Here is a 20,013-nt window from a genome sequence, read left to right as displayed (position 1 = left end):
GGTCGGGCCCGCGACACGCGAGCCCGACCGCAACCCCGGCGGGATACCGGACCTCAGGGGCGTGGGGTGTCGGCCGGGCGCAGGGTGGACCAGGCGTGGTCGCGGGCGCGCGCGGCGGCGAGCAGGCCCGCCACGGTCGGGCCGTTGCGGATCTCACCGCGGAAGATCATGGCGACCGCCTCGTCGAGGTCCACGAGGCGCACGGTCATCTCCGCCTCCTCGTGCTGGCGGGTGTGGCGCTCGCCGTCGGGCACCGGGCGCAGGTCGCGGGCCAGGAACGCGCGGAACAGCTCCGTGGAGCAGCCCGGCGACGTGTAGATGTCGACCAGCAGGTCCCACCGGTCGGCGAGCAGGTCGGCCTCCTCGGCCAGCTCGCGGCGCGCCGTGCCCACGGACGCCTCCCCCGGCACGTCGACCAGGCCGGCCGGCAGCTCCCACAGCGCCTGCCCGACCGGGTGACGGTACTGGCGCACCAGCACCACCCGGCCCTCGTCGTCGAGCGCCACGACCCCGACCGCCCCCACGTGCCGCAGGTAGTCGCGGTGCGCCTGGCCGCCGCCCGGCATCGTCACCTCGTCGGAGACGATGTCGAACAGCGGGCCGGAGTACAGCTCGCGGCGGGACAGGACCTCGTAGTTGTGCCCGGACGCGGCCGTCACGGGGCGACCGCGGTCGCGACGTCAACGGGCAGCTGGTCGGCCGCGTTGTAGGTCAGGGCGGCGTCCACGAACGCGGAGAACAACGGGTGCGAGCGGGTCGGCCGGCTCTTCAGCTCCGGGTGCGCCTGGGTGGCCACGAAGAACGGGTGCAGCTCGGGGTCCAGCTCGACGAACTCGACCAGGCGACCGTCCGGCGAGGTGCCGCTGATGCGCAGGCCCGCCTTCGTCAGGGCCTCCCGGTAGGCGTTGTTGACCTCGAAGCGGTGCCGGTGACGCTCGCTCACCTCGGTCGTGCCGTACGCGTTCGCGACGATCGAGCCCTCCGCGAGGGTGGCCGGGTAGGCGCCCAGCCGCATCGTGCCGCCCAGGTCGCCCTTGCCGGCCACGATGTCCTCCTGGTCGGCCATCGTCGCGATGATCGGATGGGCGGCGTCGAGGTCGAACTCCAGCGAGTTCGCGCCCTCCAGGCCGGCCAGGTGGCGCGCCACCTCGATCGTCATGCACTGCAGGCCCAGGCACAGGCCCAGCACAGGGATGCCGCGCTCGCGGGCGAACCGCGAGGCGCCGATCTTGCCCTCGATGCCGCGCACCCCGAAGCCGCCCGGGATGACCACACCGTCCACACCGGACAGGGCGGCGCTCGCCCCGGTCGGGCTGACGCACTCGTCGCTGGGCACCCAGCGCAGCTCGATGCGGGCCCGGTGGGCGAACCCGGCCGCGCGGATCGCCTCGCTCACGGACAGGTACGCGTCCGGCAGGTCCACGTACTTGCCGACCAGCGCGATCACCACCGACCGGCGCGGGTGGTGGACCCGGTCGAGCAGGTCGTCCCAGCGCGACCAGTCCACGTCGCGGAACGACAGGCCGAGCCGGCGCACCACGTACGCGTCCAGGCCCTCGCGGTGCAGCACCTTCGGGATGTCGTAGATGCTCGGCGCGTCCGCCGCGGACACCACGGCCTCGCGGTCCACGTCGCAGTAGAGGGCGAGCTTCTCCTTCAGCTTCGACGGGATGTCGCGGTCCGAGCGGCACACCAGGGCGTCGGGTTGGATGCCGATGCTGCGCAGCGCGGCCACGGAGTGCTGGGTCGGCTTGGTCTTCAGCTCGCCCGACGGGGCCAGGTAGGGCACGAGCGACACGTGCAGGTACATGACGTTGTCGCGGCCGATGTCGTGGCGGACCTGCCGGATCGCCTCCAGGAACGGCAGCGACTCGATGTCGCCGACCGTCCCGCCGACCTCCGTGATGACGACATCGGGGGTGCGGCCGTCCTCGTCCGGCGCGGCCATCGCCCGGATGCGGGCCTTGATCTCATTGGTCACGTGCGGGATGACCTGCACGGTGTCGCCCAGGTACTCCCCGCGACGCTCCTTGGCGATCACGGCCGAGTAGATCTGGCCGGTCGTGACGTTCGCCTTCTGCGACAGGTCCCGGTCCAGGAAGCGCTCGTAGTGCCCGACGTCCAGGTCGGTCTCGGCGCCGTCCTCGGTGACGAACACCTCGCCGTGCTGGAACGGGTTCATCGTGCCCGGGTCGACGTTGAGGTAGGGGTCCAGCTTCTGCATGACCACGCGCAGGCCCCGGGCGGTCAGCAGACTGCCGAGGCTGGAGGCCGTCAGGCCCTTACCGAGACTGGAGGCTACGCCCCCGGTGACGAAGATGTGCTTGGTGGTGCGCACCGAAGGGGTCAATGCCTGCTCCCGTGTTGTCCGGTTCGGCGCAGGCCCGTCCGGGCGAGGCGCCATCCACGGGATTTCACGGTAACACGTGACCGGCGGCGGGCTGAGGACGGCCCGCGACCGTGTCGCCCGGCGGGCCCGCCTGCTCCGGGACGGCCGGCTCCGGCGGGTCCGGCTCCGGTAGGACCTCGCCGGTGGGCGGGGCGGCGCCCGTGCGCTCGTCGGCGTGGGCGAGCACCCGCAGCGCGGCGACCACCAGCAGCGGCAGGGCGGTCGCCGCGCCGGCGCCGGCCACCGTCAGGCCCACCCCGTTGGTCAGGCCGCCCAGCACGACGGCCACGGTCAGGCCGGCCGCCGCCGCCCGCACGGCCGGGTAGATCGCGAACAGGCGGGTGAGGCCACCCCAGTGGCGCGGGATGACCACGAACGCGAACACGGCCGCCCCGATGGCCAGCCAGGCGAGCGGGCTGCGGGCCATCATGGCCACGTTGTCGATGTTGGTCCGCCGGACGATCGCGGCGGCCGTACCGTCCTGTACGGCCGTGAGGAAGCGGCCCAGGCTCCCCCGGGTCTCCGGCGGGCGGCGCAGGTCCAGCAGCGCGAAGCCCATGGTGACCACGACCCCGGCCAGGACCGTCCAGGACAGCCGCCCGACGGTGAGCCAGCCGCCCGTACTCATCGCGGCGGCCACACAGACCCCGGCGGTCAGGGAGATCGCCCCGGCCGCGTCCGTGCCCAGGTACGGGCTGCCGACCACCATCACGCCGATACCGCCCAGCACGGCCACGCACGCGGGCCGCCACCGGCGCGGCAGCCGCTGGGCGACACAGCCGGCGGCGAGCAGCAGCCCGGCGCTGAACACGCCGAGCCCGACCGTGCCCAGCCCCGCGTAGCGGGCGCCCTCCAGGGCCGAGTACCCGCCGACGCCGTTGAGCTGCAGCCTCGTACCGGTCAGGACGTCGAGCAGGACGACCACGGCGGCCAGGCCGGCGGCCGCCCCCGTCGGGCCGAGGGTGTGCCGGCGCGCGGGCGACAGCACGCTCACGGCCACGCCGAGGGTCAGGGCGACGAGCAGGCCCACGAGGAACACCCAGGCGGGCGCGGCCGTGTGCCACCACCCGGTGAGGCCCGCCACCAGCGCGGCCGGGATGGCCAGCGCGATGGCGATGAGGACCATCTCCGCGGCGCGGCGCAGGCCGGCGGGCGCGGCGCGCGGGCCGCGCGGCCCGATGCCCCGGCGCACCTGCCGCAGCAGCGGCACCGCGAGCGCCACGGCCAGCAGGGCGACCACGGCCAGCCCCACGAAGAAGCGCCCGGAGACGTCGCGCTGGGCGCCCGCCTCGCGGTCGGCGTCGGCGAGCCGGCGCACGGCCGCGGCGAGGTCGTCCGGGCGGCCCTCGGTGCGGTTGGCCGGCTGGCCGGCGAACAGCCGGGCCGGGTGCTGCTTGCCGAGCGCGGCCAGCGCCGTCGGCGCCAGGTCAATGAGCTGCAGGTACCCCGACCGGCTGGTGCTCGGGGAGCTGAGCCAGCCCCCGGCGTAGCCGGGCCCGTCCGCGATGGCCACGTGCAGGCGTGACGTCTCGTCCGTGTCCGCCAGGCCGGCCGCGAGCACGAGGGAGCCGGGCGGGCGGGCGGCCAGCACCCGGGCCATCCGCGCGTCCGCCTCACGCACGGCGAACCGGCGCACGTCGCCGTCACCGGCCACCACGCCCAGGTCGACGATCGACAGGACGCAGTGTCGCAGCAGCGGTGCCGGGTCGGCGGGCAGCGCCGCGGCGTACCGGTCGACCCGACCGATGGGCCGCGCCGCCGCCACGGCCGCGCCCGCCCCGACGGCGACCGTGCACCGCATCGACTCGGCGAGGGCGCCCGGCCGGGCGCCCCAGGTGAGGCCCTCGTTGTAGGAGACGACTGTGGGCTGGTCGGGCAGCAGGCCGCCGATCGAGTCCGGGCTGAACACCTCCGTGTTGCCGAGGTAGCAGCCGATCGCGCTGTCCACCTCCGGCGGCGCGGTCGTGGCGGGGGGTGTGGTCGGCGCCGCGCCGCTGGAACGGCCGGGCGACGTGGGGCCCGGCCTGGCCGTGCCCGTCGGGCGGGCGGCGGCCCGGATGCCGGTGCGCAGGGCCGGCTTGCCGGCGCCCAGGGTGAGCCAGCCGTCGGCGGGACAGGTCACGCCGCGCGCGGAGCGCACCGCCAGCGCGCCGATGGACCCGCGTGCGGCCAGCTGCCACAGGGCGGGCGTCTCGGTCGGTGACAGGTCGTCCCAACGCAGCCCGGGCGCCCCCGCGATGATCACATAGTCGGCCTGGCGCTCGGCGGGGGTCGTCGCCGGGCGGGCGACCAGGGCCACGATGCTGGCTACGGCGACGGCGGCGGCCACGAGGAACGGGGCCAGGCGTGAGCCCTCCGACGAGGGGACCATCCGGGCCAGTCGGCGCGGCATCAGTCCCGACCGCCAGCGGCCGGCTCCTCGGACGACCCGCCGGCAGCCGCCCCCAGCTCGTCGTACAGGTCACTGATCATGGAGATGGTGTCGGCCTCCGTGGGCCAGCTCGCCGCCTGCCGCCGGGCGGCCGCGCTGAGCTCGGCACGACGCTGCGCGTCGCCCAGCAGGTCACGCACCGCCGTGTCGAGGGCGTCCACGTCGCCGGCCGGCACGAGGACGGCCGCGTCGCCGACCAGCCCGGGCAGGCCGCCCACGGCGGTGGCCACGAGCGGGGCGCCCGCCACGAGGGCCTCCTGGGCGAACAGCTGCCGGGCCTCCCACACGCTGCTCACCACGGCCAGGTCGGCGGCGGCGAGCAGGTCGGCCACGTCCGTGCGGTGCCCGAGCAGCAGCACGGGAGCGCGGGTGGTGGAGATCTGCGCGGCCAGCTTGCGGTACGCGGGGCCGGTGCCGGCGATCGCGACCGTCGGGGCCGGGCGCAGCTCGCGCCACCGGGCCGCCGCCGTGACCAGCAGGTCGTACCCCTTCTGGGGGTGCAGCCGGCCCACGGACAGCACCAGCGGCCCGTCGCCGGCGTTCAGCTCGGCGCGCACCTGGTCGCGGGTACGCGCGGGCGCGGGCAGGATCGGCGCGGCCACCGGACCCAGCCGCACGTCGCGCCCGCCGAGTTCGCGCGCCCGGTCCACGAGGTCGGCCGAGGCGCCCAGGTTCAGGTCCGCGCTACGGGCCACGTACCGCTCCGCGACGGCCAGCGCCTTGGCCTTCACGCCCCGGCCGAGAACGGCGTTGTGCCAGGTGACCACCAGCGGGGTGCCGTTGCGGCGGGCCAGCGCGGCCACCAGGCCGGCCCGCAGCCCGTGCGCGTGGATCACCCCGGCGGGGCGATCGGCGAGCCCGCGACGCAGCGCCGCGACGGCCCGCGCGTCGGCCGGGCGGGGCGAGGCGGGGATCTCCAACGCGACGTGGGTGGCCCCGAGGCCGGCGAAGTCGAACTGCCGCTCCGTCTCGGCGGGCGAATACACGGTGACGGCGTCGCCCCGGGCCAGCAGGCCCGCGGCCAGGGACGCGACATGCCGCCCGATGCCGCCCGTACTGCTGCCCAGCACGAGCGCCACGTCGCGGCCGCCCGTGCCCGCGTCGGCGCCGTTCACACCCGCCCCTCTCACCGTCGCCCCGTCGCGGCCGGCTCGTCGACGACCGGCCTTCGGCGGCCGCGGCGCAGTGCGCGCGCGAGGCGCCCCAGCATCGGCCCCAGGTCGGGCCGGTCGACGAGGAGCCCGACGAGCAGGAAGCCCGCGGCCGCCACGACACCCGCTAGCATGCCCGCCGACACGTCCGCGACGACACCCGGGGTCGTCAGCGCCGCCACCGCGCGCGCCGCGCCGGCCCCGGCCACGGCCCCGACCGCGCCGGCGACCAGCGCCGCCACGGCGGCCCGGGGAACCCCGGCCAGCCCACCACGGCCGACCCGCCGGCCCACGACGGCGAGCAGGGCCACGCCGAGCACGGTCATGCCGATCGAGTTCGCCGCCGCCAGGGCCGCCACCCGGTCGGCGGGGTCCAGCGCCAGCGACAGGCCCAGCGCGGCGGCCATGGTGGCCACCCAGCCCACCGCCGTGGCCACGGCGGCCCGGCGCGCCTGGCCGGCCGCGTACAGGGCCCGGCTGAGCAGCGCCAGCAGGGCGTACCCGAGCAGGCCCGGGGCGAACGCCGCGATGCCGGCGGCCAGCCCGGCCGGGTCGACCGCCCGGTGCATGATCGTGACGAGTACCCGCGCGGCCGGCACGGCCACGGCCACGAGGGCCGCCGCGCCCAGCCCGGCGAGCAGCAGCACCGCCCGGGTCGTACGGGCGAGGGTGGCGTCGAAGCGGTCCCGTTCGCCCGCGGCGGCGGCCTCGGCCAGCTCCGGGTACGCCGATGTGGCCACGGGCACGGCCAGCACCGCCCACGGCAGCAGGAACACCGTCTGGGCCAGCCCGAACAGCACCACCGTGCCGTCCAGGCGCGCCCCGTTGGCCAATGTCAGCAGGTACGCCAGCGCCAGTTGCTGCGCCACGACGGTGACCATCGCGGCGCCGGCCAGGCCGACCGCCCGCCGCCGCAGGTCCGCGTCCACGCCGAGCGTCGGCCGCAGCCGCAGCCTCAACCGGCGCACCGGCACCACCAGGCACATCGTCAGGACGGCGACGCCCAGGGTGGTGCCGACCGAGAGCACCAGCTCGGGGCCGCGCCCGATGTCGGCCACCCGGGCCGGGGCGGGGGCGAGCGTGGCGAACAGCCCGTACGCCGCCATGACGGTCACGCTCGACAGCAGCGGCGCGAGGACGGGCCACGCGAAGCGGCGGTGGCTCTGCAGCACCCCGGCGAGGATGATGCCCACCCCGTAGAGCGGCAGCTGGACGGCGAAGACGCGCAGCATCCGCGCGCCCATGTCCAGGGCCGCCGGGTTCGCGTCGTTGCCGAGCAGCCCCACGATCGGGCCGGCCGCGACCGCGACCACGACCGCCAGCGGCACCAGGAGCACGAGCACCCAGGTCAGCAGGGCCGACGCGGTCCGCGACACGGCCTCGCGGTCGCCCGCGACCACCGCGCCGGCCAGCAGCGGCACGACGAGGGCGGCCAGCGCCCCACCGGCGACGATCTCAAAGATGATGTTGGGGATGGTGTTGGCGGTCTGGTAGACGTCGCCCAGGTCGGTGGGCCCGACCACCCCGGCGAACAGCACCGTACGGGCGAAGCCCGCCACCCGGCTTCCCACGGTGAGGATGGCGATGAGGGCCGCCGCGCCCGCGATGCCGCGCGCGCGGGACGTCACTGGGCCAGGCCAGTCCCGGAGCCTCCACCGGCCGGCCGCGCGCCGGCCCGCCTGCCGGTCTCGCCAGCGGGCGCGCCACGCTGGCCGGGCGCCGTGACGCGGCCCGCGGCGCCGTCGGATGCCCGGCGCGGTGCCGGCGGCGTCGCCCCGGCGCCCGTGGCCGGGCGGCGGCCGAGCGCGTCGAGCTCCCGCAGCACGGGCGTGCGCTCGATGACCTTGGTGAAGCTGACCTTCTCGCTCGCCGCCGTGAGGGCGACGAGGCCGGCGAACAGCCCGGCGCGGCCCAGCCGGCCCGTGCGCGCGGCCAGCGCCACGCCCAGCAAGGCGCCCAGGCTGTTCGCGCCACTGTCGCCGAGCATGACCCGCTCCCCCAGGTCGTCGGGCAGCAGCCCGGCCGCGGCCCCGACGGTGCCGGCGGCCGGGGCGCCGCCCGGGCCGGCGGCCAGCGGGACGCCCACGATGAGGCCCGCCTTGAGCGCCCGGCCGGGGCGCAGGTCGAGCAGGTTGTACAGGTTGGCGGTGCCCGCGATGACCCCGGCGCCCAGCGCCACGTCCACGGCCCGACCGAGGCCGCGCCGGCGCCGGCCCCGCCGGTCCGTGGTCGGCAGCAGCGCGGCGGCCACGAGCCCGGCCGCGCCCACGCCGGCGATCTTCACGAGGCCGCTGGACACCCGGCCCTCACGCAACGCGGCGAGATGGCCCCGGAAGCCCTTGTCGCCCTTCTGGTCGGGCCGCGCGCCCACGATGTCGTCGTAGAGGCCCACCGCGCCGCAACCCAGGCCGGCGACCAGGCTCGCGGCGGCAAGCCGGGGTGAGCCCTCCACGGCCGCGCCCGCGCCCGCCGTGGCCGAGGCGGCCAGCGCGAACGCCGGCCCGGCGGCCAGGCTGACCGGCTCGCCGCGGTGGTTGACCCGGTCGAGCGCCCGCGCGCCCGCCGTGCGGGAGATGCCGGCGAGCGCCTGCCGGGCCAGACCAGCGGCGGCGAGGCCGAGCAGCGCCCGCCCCACCGTGGCCGCCTTCACGCCCGTCATGGGGCCAGCTTCGGCAACAGGAGAGCACCGCTGCCGATGCCGAAGTGGCCGGCCGCCCGCCCCTCGATCTGGTCGGCCACGGCGAGCGCGGCGGCCAACCGGCCCTGGGGGGTGGAGACGTTGTCCACGGTCGAGACCGTGGTCTTGAGCTTGGGGTCGGCGCGCACGGTCGCGACCACGTTGCCGTCGCCGGCGAGCCCGTTGGCGGCCACGACGATCCGGCCGGCCTGATCGAACTGGTCGACGAGCGTCACGACGGCGGCGTTCTTGCGCGGTCCGTCCTTGTCGGCGACCGGCGGGCCCGAGATGACGACGACCGCGCCCGCGGGGCCGGTGACGTTCTCGTTGATCGTGATGTACTCCGCCTTCTGGTACGCGGCGAGCACGCTGTCCAGGTCGTCGGCCGGCACGGGCGGCGTACGGGCCAGCAGCACGGCGGCGAGCAGCGCGGAGGACGCCTCGACCCCGTCGGTGTTCGTGGGCAGCGTCCCGGTGATCGACGGGCGCAGCGACAGGTGGGCGAGGTCGAGCAGCTCGTCGTTGCGGGCCGGGTCGATGAACTTGTCGTTGACCTGGACGATGCCGGTGACGGTCGCGCCCCCGAGGGTGAGCATCTGGGTGACATCCTCGACGTAGCCCGCGCCGGAGGGCAGCGTCACCACGAGCACCCGGTCGGTGGCGAGCTTCGTGGCCAGCAGGGCCGGCGCCACCTGGCTGGCGAAGTCCTCCCGCTTGTCGACGTCGTCCTCGAGGTGGTTGATCCGGTCGCGCAGCTCCTGGTTCTGCTTGCCGAGCTCGTCGACCTGCTCCTTGAGGGACTCCGAGATCGGTCCGTTGAGCGCCGTGGTGCCGACGACCAGGCCGATGGCCAGGGCCAGGAAGACGGCCGTGAGGGAGACGACGTGGTACCGGAAATTGATCACGAAAAGAGCCTCTGCAGGTCGAAGACGAGGTTGTCCCACCACTCGGCCAGAATGCCCACATACGCCTTGCCGACCGTGGAGACGGCGACGGCCGCCGCCATCGCGGCGAGCGCGGAGAGCAGGAGCAGCAGCAGCGCCGAGCCGGAGATGCTCTGCCGGTAGAGGCGGCTCACCCCCTTCGCGTCGACCAGCTTGCCGCCGACCTTGAGCCGGGTGAGGAACGTCGACGCCATGCCGCCGCGACCCTTGTCGAGGAACTCCACCAGGGTGGCGTGCGTGCCCACCGCGACGATCAGCGAGGCCCCCTTCTCGTCGGCGAGCAGCATGGCGATGTCCTCGCTGGTGGCCGCCGCGGGGAAGAGCACCGCCGGCACGCCGAGCTGCTCCGTGCGGTGCAGGCCCGGCGCGCGCCCGTCCGGGTACGCGTGCACGATCACCTCGGCGCCGCAACGCAGCACGTCGTCGGAGACGGAGTCCATGTCGCCGATGATCAGATCGGGGGTGTGCCCGGCCTCGACCAGCGCGTCCGCGCCACCGTCGACACCGATGATGACCGGCTTGAACTCCCGGATGTACGGGCGCAGCACCTCCAGGTCGGCCCGGTAGTCGTAGCCGCGTACCACGATGAGGCAGTGCCGGCGGGCCAGCTTCGTGCGGATCTCCGGCACGCCCACGCCGTCGAGCAGGAGGTCGCGCTCCTGCTTCAGGTACTCCATCGTGTTGGCGGCGAACGCCTCCAGCTGCACCGACAGGCCCTCGCGCGCGTCCGCCATGGCCTTGGCGACCGTGCCCGCGTCGTGGCGGACGCCCGTGGCGATCGCCTCGCCGCCCCGCAGCACGGTGTCGGCCTCGACGACGAGGTCGTCGCCCTCGCGGACGAGCTGGAAGACGTCCTCGCCGAGGTCGTCCAGCAGGGGGATGCCGGCCTCGATGAGCACCTCGGGCCCGAGATTCGGGTACCGTCCGGAAATCGACGGCTTGGCGTTGAGCACGGCCGCGACCCGGGCCGCCACGAGCGAGTCGGCCGCGACCCGGTCGAGGTCCACATGGTCGATCAGCGCGATGTCGCCCGGCCGCAGCCGGCCGACGAGTCGTTTGGTCCGCCGGTCCAGCCGGACCGGGCCGGTAATCACACCCGGGTCAGCGGACCGGGACCGGCGCAACGTGGGTAGACGCATCGCCGCCAATCTTGACACCTACCAGGGCGTAACACCGCCACGACATGCCCGTGTGCCCCGCCACCGCGGAGGGCACACTCCCCGTCATTATGCCCGCTTGTCGCGACTGGCGACCGCCAGGAGCTCCTCCGCGTGGGCGATACCGAGGTCGGAATCGGGCAGACCGGCCAGCATGCGCGCCAGCTCACGGGCCCTGTCAGTGTCCCGCACCACGAGCACACCGCTGGTGGTGACCGCCCCACTGGTGTCCTTGGCCACCACCAGGTGATGATCGGCGAACGCGGCCACCTGCGGCAGATGTGTGACCACCAACACCTGATGCGTACGCGCGAGCCGCGCCAGCCGCCGGCCGATCTCGACGGCGGCCGTCCCGCCGACGCCGGAGTCGACCTCGTCGAACACCAGCGTCGAGGGCCCGCCGGAGCCCGCGAAGACGACCTCGATGGCCAGCATCACGCGCGACAGCTCGCCGCCGGAGGCGCCCTTCTGCAACGCGCTCGCGGGGGCGCCCGGGTGCGGGCGCAGCCGCAGCTCGACCTCGTCGGTCCCGTCGGCCGCGGCGCCCACCTCGACCCCGTCGACCGTGACGCCGGGCAGCCCGCCCACCGGGCGCGGGGCGACCACCACGTCCACGCGGGCGTGCGGCATGGCCAGCCCGGCCAGCTCGCCCGTGACCAGCTCGGCGAAGCGCACCGCGGCCGCCTTGCGGGACGCGGACACCTGGCCGGCCAGCTCGGCCACCTCGGCACCCAGCTTGGCGCGCTCGGCCTCCATCTCCTCCAGTTGCTCGTCGGAGGTGTCCAGCAGGCCCAGCCGCTCCCGCGCCCGCGCCGCCCAGGCGATCACACCGTCGATGTCCTCCGCGTACTTGCGGGTGAGGCCGCGCAGCACGGCCCGCCGCTCGTAGACGGCGGCCAGCCGGTCCGGGTCGGCGTCCAGCGTGTCGAGGTAGGCGCCCAGGTCGGAGGTGAGGTCGGCGACCAGGGTCGACACCTCGTCGAGGCGGGCCGCGTAGTCGCCCAGCAGCCGGTCGACACCGGCCTGGCCCTCCAGCGTGCGCCGCGCTGTGCTGAGCAGGCTGCCCGCGTCGGAGGCCTCGTCGCTGTCGTTGCCGCCCATCGCCAGGTAGGCCGTCTGCACCGCCGTGCGCAGGCCCTCCGCGTGCTCCAGCCGCTGGGCCTCCTCGCGCAGCGCCTCGTCCTCGCCCGGCTGCGGGTCGACCCGGGTGATCTCGTCGAGGCCCAGCCTCAGCAGGTCGGCCTCCTGGTTGCGCTCCCGGGCCGTGCGCCGGCGTTCGGCCAGCTCGTCGGTGATCCGGCACCACGCCGTGTACGTCTGCAGGTAGCTCGCGAGCAGCTTGTCGTGCTCCACCCCGGCGAACCGGTCGAGCGCCGCGCGCTGCTCGGCGGGGCGCAGCAGTCGCAGCTGATCGGACTGGCCGTGCACGGCGAGCACCTGCTCGCCCACGTCGGCCAGCACGGCCACGGGCACGGTGCGCCCGCCCACGTGGGCGCGCGAGCGACCCTCGGCGGTGACGATGCGGGTCAGCAGCAGGGTGCCGTCGTCGTCGGCCTCCGCGCCCGCCTCGGCGACCCGCTCGGCCACCGCCCCCGCGACGGCGCCGGTCAGCCGCAGCCGCCCCTCGACCACGGCGCGGCCGGGGTCGGCGCGCACCCGCCCGGCGTCGGACCGGCCGCCGAACAGCAGGCCGAGACCGGCGACGACCATGGTCTTGCCGGCGCCGGTCTCACCGGTGATGACGGTGAATCCGGTGCCCAGGGGCAGGGTGGCATCCGATATGACGCCAAGGCCCGAGATCCGCAGCTCCTCCAGCACGTTGAGCCCTTTCGCTCGCGAGGCGGGCCCGGTCGGGGCCCTGGCTGGCGGTGACCAACAGTAGTAGGACCGGGTGACAGAACACCACTCGTGTGGCTGACGTTAACCGTGTGCGTTCGATCGCCAACCGGCGACGGGCAGCCCGAACTTGGCCACCAGCCGGTCGGTGAACGGCCGGTGCCGCAGTCGGGCCACCTTCACCGGCAGGCTGCCCCGGCGCACCGTGATCTGGCTGCCCGGCGGGACGTCGAACGCCCGCCGCCCGTCGCACCACATCACCCCGGGCGCCGCGTGCGGGTCCAGCGTGATCGTGATCGTCGACGACGGCGCGGTCACCACCGCCCGGCTGAACAGGGCGTGCGCGCTGATCGGCACCAGGAGCAGCGCCTCGACCTCCGGCCAGACGACCGGCCCACCGGCCGAGAACGCGTACGCCGTGGAGCCGGTCGGCGTCGCGCACACCACGCCGTCGCACCCGTACCGCGACAGCGGCCGACCGTCCACGTCCACCCGCAGCTCGATCATGCGCTCGCGGGAGCCCTTCTCCACGCTCGCCTCGTTGAGCGCCCAGGACTCCACGACCACCTCGCCCTCGTGGGCGATGCACACGTCGACCGTCAGCCGGGAGTCCACCGTGTACTCGCGGGCGATCACGTGCTCGACGACCTTGTCGATGTCGTCGACCTCGGCCTCGGCCAGGAAGCCGACCTTGCCCAGGTTGATGCCGAGCAGCGGCACCATCGCCGGGCGGGCCAGTTCGGCCGCGCGCAGCAGCGTCCCGTCGCCGCCCAGGGCGAAGACCATCTCGACGCCCTCGGCCGCCTCCGGCCCGCTCACCCCGACGACCCCGGGCAGGTCGACGCCGGCGGCCTCGTCGGCCACGACCCGCACCTCGAAATCGGCGGCGACCAGGTCGGCCGCGACCAGCTGGGCCAACTCGACGCTGTTCGGCCGTCCAGTGTGGATGACCAGCAGCGCGGACCGATCACCCATCGGAACCGTCCTCGACTCCCGCGGCCGCCCGCACGGCCGCCGCGTCCACCGGCGGCGCGCCCCGACGCAGCCACAGGAAGAACTCCACATTTCCCGACGGCCCGGGCAGCGGGCTCGCCACCACCCCGGCCACGCCCAGCCCCAGCCCGGCGGCGGCGGCCGCGACATCGAGCACGGCCCCGGCCCGCAGCGCCGGGTCACGCACCACGCCGCCCGCGCCGACGCGCTCCTTGCCGACCTCGAACTGCGGCTTGACCATCGGCACGAGATCACCGTCCGGCGCGGTGCACGCGGCCAGGGCCGGCAGCACCAGCCGTAACGAGATGAACGACAGGTCCGCGACCGTCAGCGCCACCTGCCCGCCGATCGCCTCCGGGGTCAGCGACCGCACATTGGTGCGTTCCTGAACCCGGACCCGCTCGTCGTTGCGCAGCGACCAGGCCAGCTGCCCGTAGCCCACGTCGACCGCGACCACCTCGGCCGCGCCCTCGCGCAGCAGGACCTCCGTGAAGCCGCCCGTCGACGCCCCCGCGTCCAGGCAGCGGCGCCCCGCCACCGTCAGCCCCGCCGGCCCGAACGCCGCCAGCGCTCCGATCAGCTTGTGCGCCCCCCGCGACACGTACTCGTCGCCGCCACCCGCCACGACGCGCACGGCGTCGGCCGTGTCGACCATCGCGGCCGGCTTCGTGGCGGTCGTGCCGCGCACCTCCACCAGCCCGGCCGCGACAAGCTGCGCCGCCTGCTCGCGGGAACGCGCGAGGCCGCGGCGGACGAGCTCAGTGTCGAGGCGGTTGCGTCGCGCCATGATCGAATATCTACCGGGCCGGCCCGGCGGCGCCCTGGCCGTTGAGTTCGTGGCCGATCGAGTCCAGCGTCGCGCGCAGCACGTCGAGCGCCTCACCCAACGGACCGACCTGCTCCGCCGGCTCGGCGTCCGCGACGTCGGCGAGCGCGGCGAGCGCCGCGTCCACGTCGTCGTGGCCCGTGGTGAGCGGCACGGCCTCCGCGTCGGTGCGGGCCGCGGCCGGCTGCGCCGCCGCGCTACCCACACCCCCGGGGAGTACGCCCGGCAGCCCGGCCTGCGCCGGCCCCGTCACGCGCCCGCCGACCCGGCATCGGCCGCGTCAGGGGACCCCGCGGCCTTCTTCGGCGCGGCGGCCTTCCTGGCCGGCGCCGCCTTCTTCGCGGACGCGGCCTTCTTCGTCGGCGCGGGCTGCACCTCGGTCGACCCGGCGGGCTCCGTCTCACCGGCTGACGTGGCGGCCTTCCTGGCGACCTTCTTAGCCGGTGCGGTCTTCTTGGCCGGGGTCTGCGCCTCGGTCAGTTCGGCGGCGGCCGCGGCCTCCTCGGGCGCGAGTGCCGGCACGACCGTCGGCGCGGCCGCCCCGTTGATCGGTGCGGCGGCCGCCTTCTTCGCGACCGCCTTCTTCGCCACGGCCTTCTTGGCGACGGGCTTGTCCGCCGCGGCCGTGGTGTCGCCCTGCGGCGCGCGCGTGCCGGCCGGCTCGGCGGCACCCGCGCGGGCCGTGTTCAGCTGCTTCTCCAGCTCGCGTACCTGCGCCCTGAGCGCGGCGACCTCGTCGGCCGACACGAGGCCCACCTTGCCCAGTGCCTTGTCGACCTCCTGCTTCACCAGCTTCGCGACGGCCTCGCGGTTGGCCGCGCTGGCCGTCAGGAGGTCATTCGCCATCTGCTGGACCTGCTCGGCGGTCGCGCCGCCCCGGCCGAGGACCCGCTTGACCACCTTGGTGGCCTTCTTCCGCGAGGCCTCGGTAGCCCCGAGCGCCACCTCCAGGTAGGCCCGCCACGCATCCGCCATCGTCCGAGCTCCTTCCGCCGTATCGTGTCACGTGCCGGGTCCACGCTACCGGCAGCATGTGTCGACCTTGTGCACCACCGGCCCCCTGGGCCGCCGTCCGGCGAGGAGAGCAGCATGGCGACCGTCGAGCAGTGCCGTCAGGCCCTGGGTGAGCTGGCCGGAAAACTGGCCGGCTCGCCGGAGACGGCCGCTCGGTTGGACCTCGACCGCACGCTCGCCTGCCACATTCGCGACCTCGATGTCGCGTTCCACGGCCGCCTGACGGGCGGGCGGATCGTCGACCTGACCGACGGCGACGATCCCCGGGCCAAGATCCGCCTGGGGATCGGCAGCGACGACCTGCTCGCGCTGGTCGCCGGCGAACTCACCTTCGCTGCGGCCTGGGCATCGGGGCGGGCGTCGGTGAAGGCGAGCCTCGGTGACCTGCTGAAACTGCGGAAGCTGCTGTGACGGCGGCGACCGGCAGGTTCAACTCGGCGAGCGCGCGCTCCGCGTCCGTACCCGCCGGGGTGACCTGAACCGCGCGGCCGGAGGTCGCCCACGCGACCGCGACCAGCGCGCGCAGCGCGTCGGTCGCGTCACCGGACCCGTCAAGCAGCAGCTCGTCACCCGTGGCGGTGACCCGCCAGCCGCCCGCGCCCGCTCCCTCGGCGGGGTCCGCGCAGGCCGGGATGCGCACCAGCGCCTCCGGCTCGAACAGTCCACTGAGGTCGGTCGCGAGGTGGGTGGGGCGCAGGGCGGGCGCCACCTCGAGCAGGTCGGCCGGCTGGGTGACGCCGGTCAGCACGACGAGGCTCGGCATCCCGGCCCGGTTGGCGCCCTCGATGTCCGTGTCGAGCCGGTCGCCGACCACCAGCGGATTCGCGGCCCCGTAGCGCTGCGCGGCCACCTCGAACAGCGCCGGCTCCGGCTTGCCGACCACGGCGTCCGGCCCGCGGCCGAGTGCGTGGGCCAGCGCGGCCACGAGGCTGCCGTTGCCGGGCAGCGGGCCGCGCGGTGACGGCAGCGTCGCGTCCGTGTTCGTCGCGACCCAGCGCGCGCCGGCCCGGATCGCCACGCTCGCCTCGGCGAGGTCGGCCCAGCCGAGCTGCGGCCCGTAGCCCTGCACGACCGCGACCGGCCCGTCCGCCGCGCCGGACACGGGCACCAGCCCGGCCGCCGCGACGTCGGCGCGCAGCGCCGGCGCACCCACCACGAGGATCGGCGACCCCGCCGGGTGGTCCGCCGCCAGCAGGCGCGCCGCCGCCTCCGCCGAGGTGAGCACCTCGGCCGCCGTGGCCGGCACGCCCACGGCGCCGAGCAGGTCGGCGACCTCCTGGGCGCGCCGGGAGGCGTTGTTCGTCGCGTACGCCACGGCGGTGCCGGCCGCCGCGAGCCGCGCGATCGCGTCCGCGGCCCCCGGCACCGGCTCCGTGCCGACGTACACGACCCCATCAAGATCAAAAATAATCAGGTCGTACGCCGTCGCCAGCGTGGCGGACGGCTGCTCCGCCACATTCACGGCTTCGGCGCCCGCTCGTCCACGGTCGGCCCGTCATCGTCGACGCCCGTGGCGTCCGCGCCCCTGTCGTCGTCGGTGTCGTCGAAGACGTCCTCCTCGACCCCGACCTTGCGCTCCTCGATGCCGACCTTGCGCTCCTCGGCGAAGTCCACGAGGTCCTCGGGCTCGTCGGCCTTCAGCTCAGCGGCCTCGGACTCCTCCTCCTCGGACCCCTTCTCCAGGTCCTCCTCGCCGAAGTAGCCCTCGTCGACGATCTCCTCGCCCACGTGCCGCGCGCTGCCGGTGTCGTCGAGGTCTTCATCGAGGTCTTCATCGAGATCCTCATCGAGATCCTCATCGAGGTCCTCGTCCAGGTCCTCGTCGAGGTCGTCGTCCAGGTCCTCGTCGGCACCGGCTTCCCCGGCCGCCTGGTCGGTCGGCGCACCGGACCCGTCCGTCTCGTCGAGGTCCTCGTCCGCCTCCTCGTCCTCCTCGAGGAGGACGCCGTCGAGGTCGAGCAGCCGCTCCGCCGCGTCGGTCACGCCGTCCTCGTCGGACTCCGCGGCCCGCGCGAACCACTCGCGTGCCTCCTCCCGACGGCCCACGGCGAGCAGGGCGTCCGCGTACGCGTAGCGCAACCGCGACGCCCACGGCTCATCCGAGCCCAGCTCGCGCACCTGAAGCATGCTCACGGCCGCGTCGCGCTGCCCGAGGTCGCCCCGGGCACCGGCGGCGACGATGAGCAGCTCCACGGCCTCCGACGGGGCCAGCTCGTCACGGTCGGCGGCGCGGAACATGTCCACCGCCCGCTCCGGCCGCCCGAGCGCCCGCTCGCAGTCCGCGATGATCGCCACGTGTGCCTGGGTACCGGTCATCCGGTGGTACGTCCGCAGCTCCGCGATGGCGGTCTGCCAGTCCCCCGCCTTGTACGCCGCCAGTCCCACGGCCTCACGGACCGCGGCAACGCGGGACGCCAGCCGGCGCGCCACCAGGGCATGCGCGAGCGCCGTGTCCGGGTCGGCGTCGATCAGCTCGCCGGCCGCCAGGAGTCGCAGCGAGACCCGCTCGGCCACCGGCCGCGCCAGGCTGCTCAGCTGCTCGCGTACCTCGCGGTCCAGGCTGCGCGGGTCGAGGTCCTCCGGCAGCGGCGGGCCCTCGTCCCGCCGACCGCGCGTGTCGTCGCCCTCACCGCCACGCCAGCCGCCCCGCGCGTCGTCACGATCGCGGAAGGTCCGGTCGCCCCGGTCGCCGTAGCCGCCCCGCTCGCGCGAGCCCGAACGATCGCCGTAACCGCCCCGGTCACGGGACGCCGCACGATCGCCGTAACCACCGCGATCCGCGGTGCCGGCCCGATCCCGGAAGCCACCACGATCGCCGGAGCCGCCGCGATCCCCGGAGCCCGCCCGGTCGCGGAAGCCACCACGGTCGCCTCCGTCGCGGTCGCGGAAGCCGCCCCGGTCACCCGAACCGCCCCGGTCGCGGAAGCCGCCCCGGTCGCCGGAGGCCCCACGGTCGCGGTAGCCCGCCCGGTCGCCGCCGTCACGGTTGCCCGACCCGCCGTACCCGGCCCGGTCGTCGCGGTCGCGGAACGGGCGGTCGCCGCCCGATCGCCCGCCACCCGGACGGTCGCCGAATGACCGCTCACCGCGGTCCCGGAAGCCCTGGCGGTCGCCCCGGTCGCCGAAGCCGCGCCGGTCGTCGCCGCCCCGGTCCCGACCGCCGAAACCGCCCCGCTCGTCCCGGTCGCGGTACCCGCCGCCGCGGCCCTCACGGCCGCCAGCTCCGCGCGCGCCGTAGCCCTCGCGCCGGTCGCCGAAGCCGCGTCCACCGCCGGAGCCGCCACGCCCGCCGTCACGGTCGCCGTAGGAGCCGCGGCCACCCGAGGAGCCGGCCCGGTCGCCGTAACCGCCGCGCCCGCCTCCGCCTTCGCGGTCGCCGTAACCGCCGCGGCCCGTCGAACCGGAACGATCGCCGTACCCGCGCCCCGCCGAACCCGACCGGTCGCCGTCACGGCCGCGGTCCCCGAACCCGCCGCGCTCGCCGGAGCCGCCGCGCTCGCCGTACCTGCCGCGATCGCCCGACCCGGACCGGTCGCCGTAACCGCCCCGGCGGTCACCGTCGCGGTAGCCGCTCCGGTCTCCATCGCGCCCGCCGCTGTAGCCGCCGCGCCCCGCGCCCTGCGTGCCGCCGCCGCGCCGGTCGCTGTAACCGCCGCGACCGCCCGAGTCGCCCCGGCCGCCGCGCGCGTCATACCCGCCACGCTCGGACCCGCCACGCTCGGGTCCACCCCGATCGCCGTACGCCCGGCGGTCGCCGTAGCCGCCCCGGTCGGAACCGCCCCGGTCCCCGGATGCCCGCCGATCGCCGTAGCTACCACGGTCGCCATAACCGCCGCGGTCGCTGGAGCCGCCCCGGTCGCGGTAGCCGCCCCGGTCGCTGGAACCACCGCGGTCGCTGGAACCACCCCGGTCCCCGGACGCCCGGCGGTCGCCGTAGCCGCCGCGATCGCCCGATCCGGACCGGTCGCCGTAGCCGCCCCGGTCGCCGTAGCCGCCCCGGCCGGCCGAACCCTGCCGGTCGCCCGAACGCCCGTCCCGGCCGCCGCCGTAGCCGCGCCCGCCGCCCTGGTAGCCCGAGCCGCGCCGGTCGCCGTACTCACCGCGGTTCTGGCCGTAGCCACGCCCCGCGCCCGTGTCCCGGTCGCCGCGGCCACCCTGGCGGTCGTCGCGATCGCGACCCTCCGCGCCACGTCCAGACTCTGCGTTCACGTACTAATCCTTCCTGACCAGCGTGGGCTCCGACGGTGGAACCCGGACGACGCCTGACACCGGCGCCCCGTGCCTGCCGGGTACCCCACGCGGCCACCAGCAATCATCCGCCGACCGTGCTCCGCGACCCCGAACATGATGAAGGGCCGGCCCCACGGGGCGGCCCTCGGCGGAGAGTTGTCCAACGGCGTCCTAACTCTCCCACACCCGCCGGCCGTGCTCATCATCAGGTGTGGGGGCCGGTGACGCCTGGCGGGCGGTTTCCCACCCCGCCTCGGGGTTGCTCGAGCACAAAACAATCTCGAGCACAAAATAGTTCAGGGCCACCCTGGGGGGTGGCCCTGAACTGAATGTTTGTCCGGCGGCGTCCTACTCTCCCACACTCT

15 protein-coding genes and 1 pseudogene are annotated in these 20,013 nt (G+C 75.6%); 1 reads left to right on the top strand and 15 read right to left on the bottom strand.

Going from position 1 to position 20,013, the window contains the following annotated elements; translation table 11 throughout:
• Positions 1-53 precede the first annotated feature (53 nt).
• The 13 genes from ABD191_RS26365 to ABD191_RS26305 form a co-directional block, all read right to left on the bottom strand.
• Positions 54-659, bottom strand: coding sequence for an NUDIX domain-containing protein (locus ABD191_RS26365; protein ID WP_344087777.1), 606 nt, complete (start codon positions 657-659; stop codon positions 54-56).
• A complete protein-coding gene (gene pyrG, locus ABD191_RS26360) occupies positions 656-2,350 on the bottom strand; it encodes a CTP synthase (protein WP_344087774.1) in 1,695 nt (564 codons plus the stop codon). The genes ABD191_RS26365 and pyrG overlap by 4 nt, the downstream gene beginning before the upstream one ends.
• A 64-nt stretch (positions 2,351-2,414) precedes the next feature.
• Positions 2,415-4,781: a hypothetical protein gene (locus ABD191_RS26355; protein WP_344087771.1), complete on the bottom strand. Its 2,367-nt coding sequence runs from the start codon at positions 4,779-4,781 to the stop codon at positions 2,415-2,417.
• Positions 4,781-5,935 carry a glycosyltransferase family 4 protein gene (locus ABD191_RS26350; protein WP_344087768.1) on the bottom strand — a complete coding sequence of 385 codons (1,155 nt, stop codon included), beginning with the start codon at positions 5,933-5,935 and terminating at the stop codon, positions 4,781-4,783. The genes ABD191_RS26355 and ABD191_RS26350 overlap by 1 nt, the downstream gene beginning before the upstream one ends.
• Before the next feature lie 11 nt (positions 5,936-5,946).
• Complete coding sequence (locus ABD191_RS26345) at positions 5,947-7,599, bottom strand: lipid II flippase MurJ (RefSeq protein WP_344087764.1); 1,653 nt, start codon at positions 7,597-7,599, stop codon at positions 5,947-5,949.
• Complete coding sequence (locus ABD191_RS26340; RefSeq protein WP_425560875.1) at positions 7,596-8,630, bottom strand: hypothetical protein; 1,035 nt, start codon at positions 8,628-8,630, stop codon at positions 7,596-7,598. The genes ABD191_RS26345 and ABD191_RS26340 overlap by 4 nt, the downstream gene beginning before the upstream one ends.
• A complete protein-coding gene (locus ABD191_RS26335) occupies positions 8,627-9,553 on the bottom strand; it encodes a copper transporter (RefSeq protein ID WP_344087761.1) in 927 nt (308 codons plus the stop codon). Before ABD191_RS26335 ends, ABD191_RS26340 begins: the two co-directional genes overlap by 4 nt.
• A complete protein-coding gene (gene steA / locus ABD191_RS26330) occupies positions 9,550-10,731 on the bottom strand; it encodes a putative cytokinetic ring protein SteA (RefSeq protein WP_344087758.1) in 1,182 nt (393 codons plus the stop codon). The genes ABD191_RS26335 and steA overlap by 4 nt, the downstream gene beginning before the upstream one ends.
• An 87-nt stretch (positions 10,732-10,818) precedes the next feature.
• Positions 10,819-12,567, bottom strand: a complete 1,749-nt coding sequence (gene recN / locus ABD191_RS26325) for a DNA repair protein RecN (protein WP_344087755.1) — start codon at positions 12,565-12,567, stop codon at positions 10,819-10,821.
• A gap of 102 nt (positions 12,568-12,669) precedes the next feature.
• Positions 12,670-13,560, bottom strand: a complete 891-nt coding sequence (locus tag ABD191_RS26320; RefSeq protein WP_344087752.1) for an NAD kinase — start codon at positions 13,558-13,560, stop codon at positions 12,670-12,672.
• On the bottom strand, positions 13,553-14,365 hold the full coding sequence (locus ABD191_RS26315; RefSeq protein WP_344087749.1) for a TlyA family RNA methyltransferase: 813 nt from the start codon (positions 14,363-14,365) through the stop codon (positions 13,553-13,555). Before ABD191_RS26315 ends, ABD191_RS26320 begins: the two co-directional genes overlap by 8 nt.
• 10 nt (positions 14,366-14,375) lie before the next feature.
• On the bottom strand, positions 14,376-14,657 hold the full coding sequence (locus ABD191_RS26310; protein ID WP_344087746.1) for a hypothetical protein: 282 nt from the start codon (positions 14,655-14,657) through the stop codon (positions 14,376-14,378).
• A complete protein-coding gene (locus ABD191_RS26305; RefSeq protein ID WP_344087743.1) occupies positions 14,654-15,379 on the bottom strand; it encodes a phasin family protein in 726 nt (241 codons plus the stop codon). Before ABD191_RS26305 ends, ABD191_RS26310 begins: the two co-directional genes overlap by 4 nt.
• A gap of 114 nt (positions 15,380-15,493) precedes the next feature.
• On the opposite strand from ABD191_RS26305, the gene ABD191_RS26300 reads away from it, so the two are divergent.
• Positions 15,494-15,829, top strand: a complete 336-nt coding sequence (locus ABD191_RS26300) for a sterol-binding protein (RefSeq protein ID WP_344087740.1) — start codon at positions 15,494-15,496, stop codon at positions 15,827-15,829.
• Here ABD191_RS26300 and ABD191_RS26295 read toward each other — a convergent pair.
• The gene (locus ABD191_RS26295; RefSeq protein ID WP_425560874.1) at positions 15,744-16,874 is read right to left on the bottom strand and encodes an HAD-IIA family hydrolase; all 1,131 of its coding nucleotides are present in this window, start codon (positions 16,872-16,874) and stop codon (positions 15,744-15,746) included. The two genes, ABD191_RS26300 and ABD191_RS26295, sit on opposite strands and share 86 nt — an antisense overlap.
• A 460-nt stretch (positions 16,875-17,334) precedes the next feature.
• Positions 17,335-17,905, bottom strand: a pseudogene (locus ABD191_RS29355) (tetratricopeptide repeat protein); the annotation flags it as partial.
• Positions 17,906-20,013 lie beyond the last annotated feature (2,108 nt).

Origin of the sequence: Luedemannella helvata (genome assembly GCF_039528415.1) — a bacterium.
Taxonomy (GTDB): Bacteria; Actinomycetota; Actinomycetes; order Mycobacteriales; family Micromonosporaceae; genus Luedemannella; species Luedemannella helvata.
The sequence above is the reverse complement of the archived record's forward strand: the minus strand, read 5'-3'. Positions and strand labels throughout refer to the sequence as shown.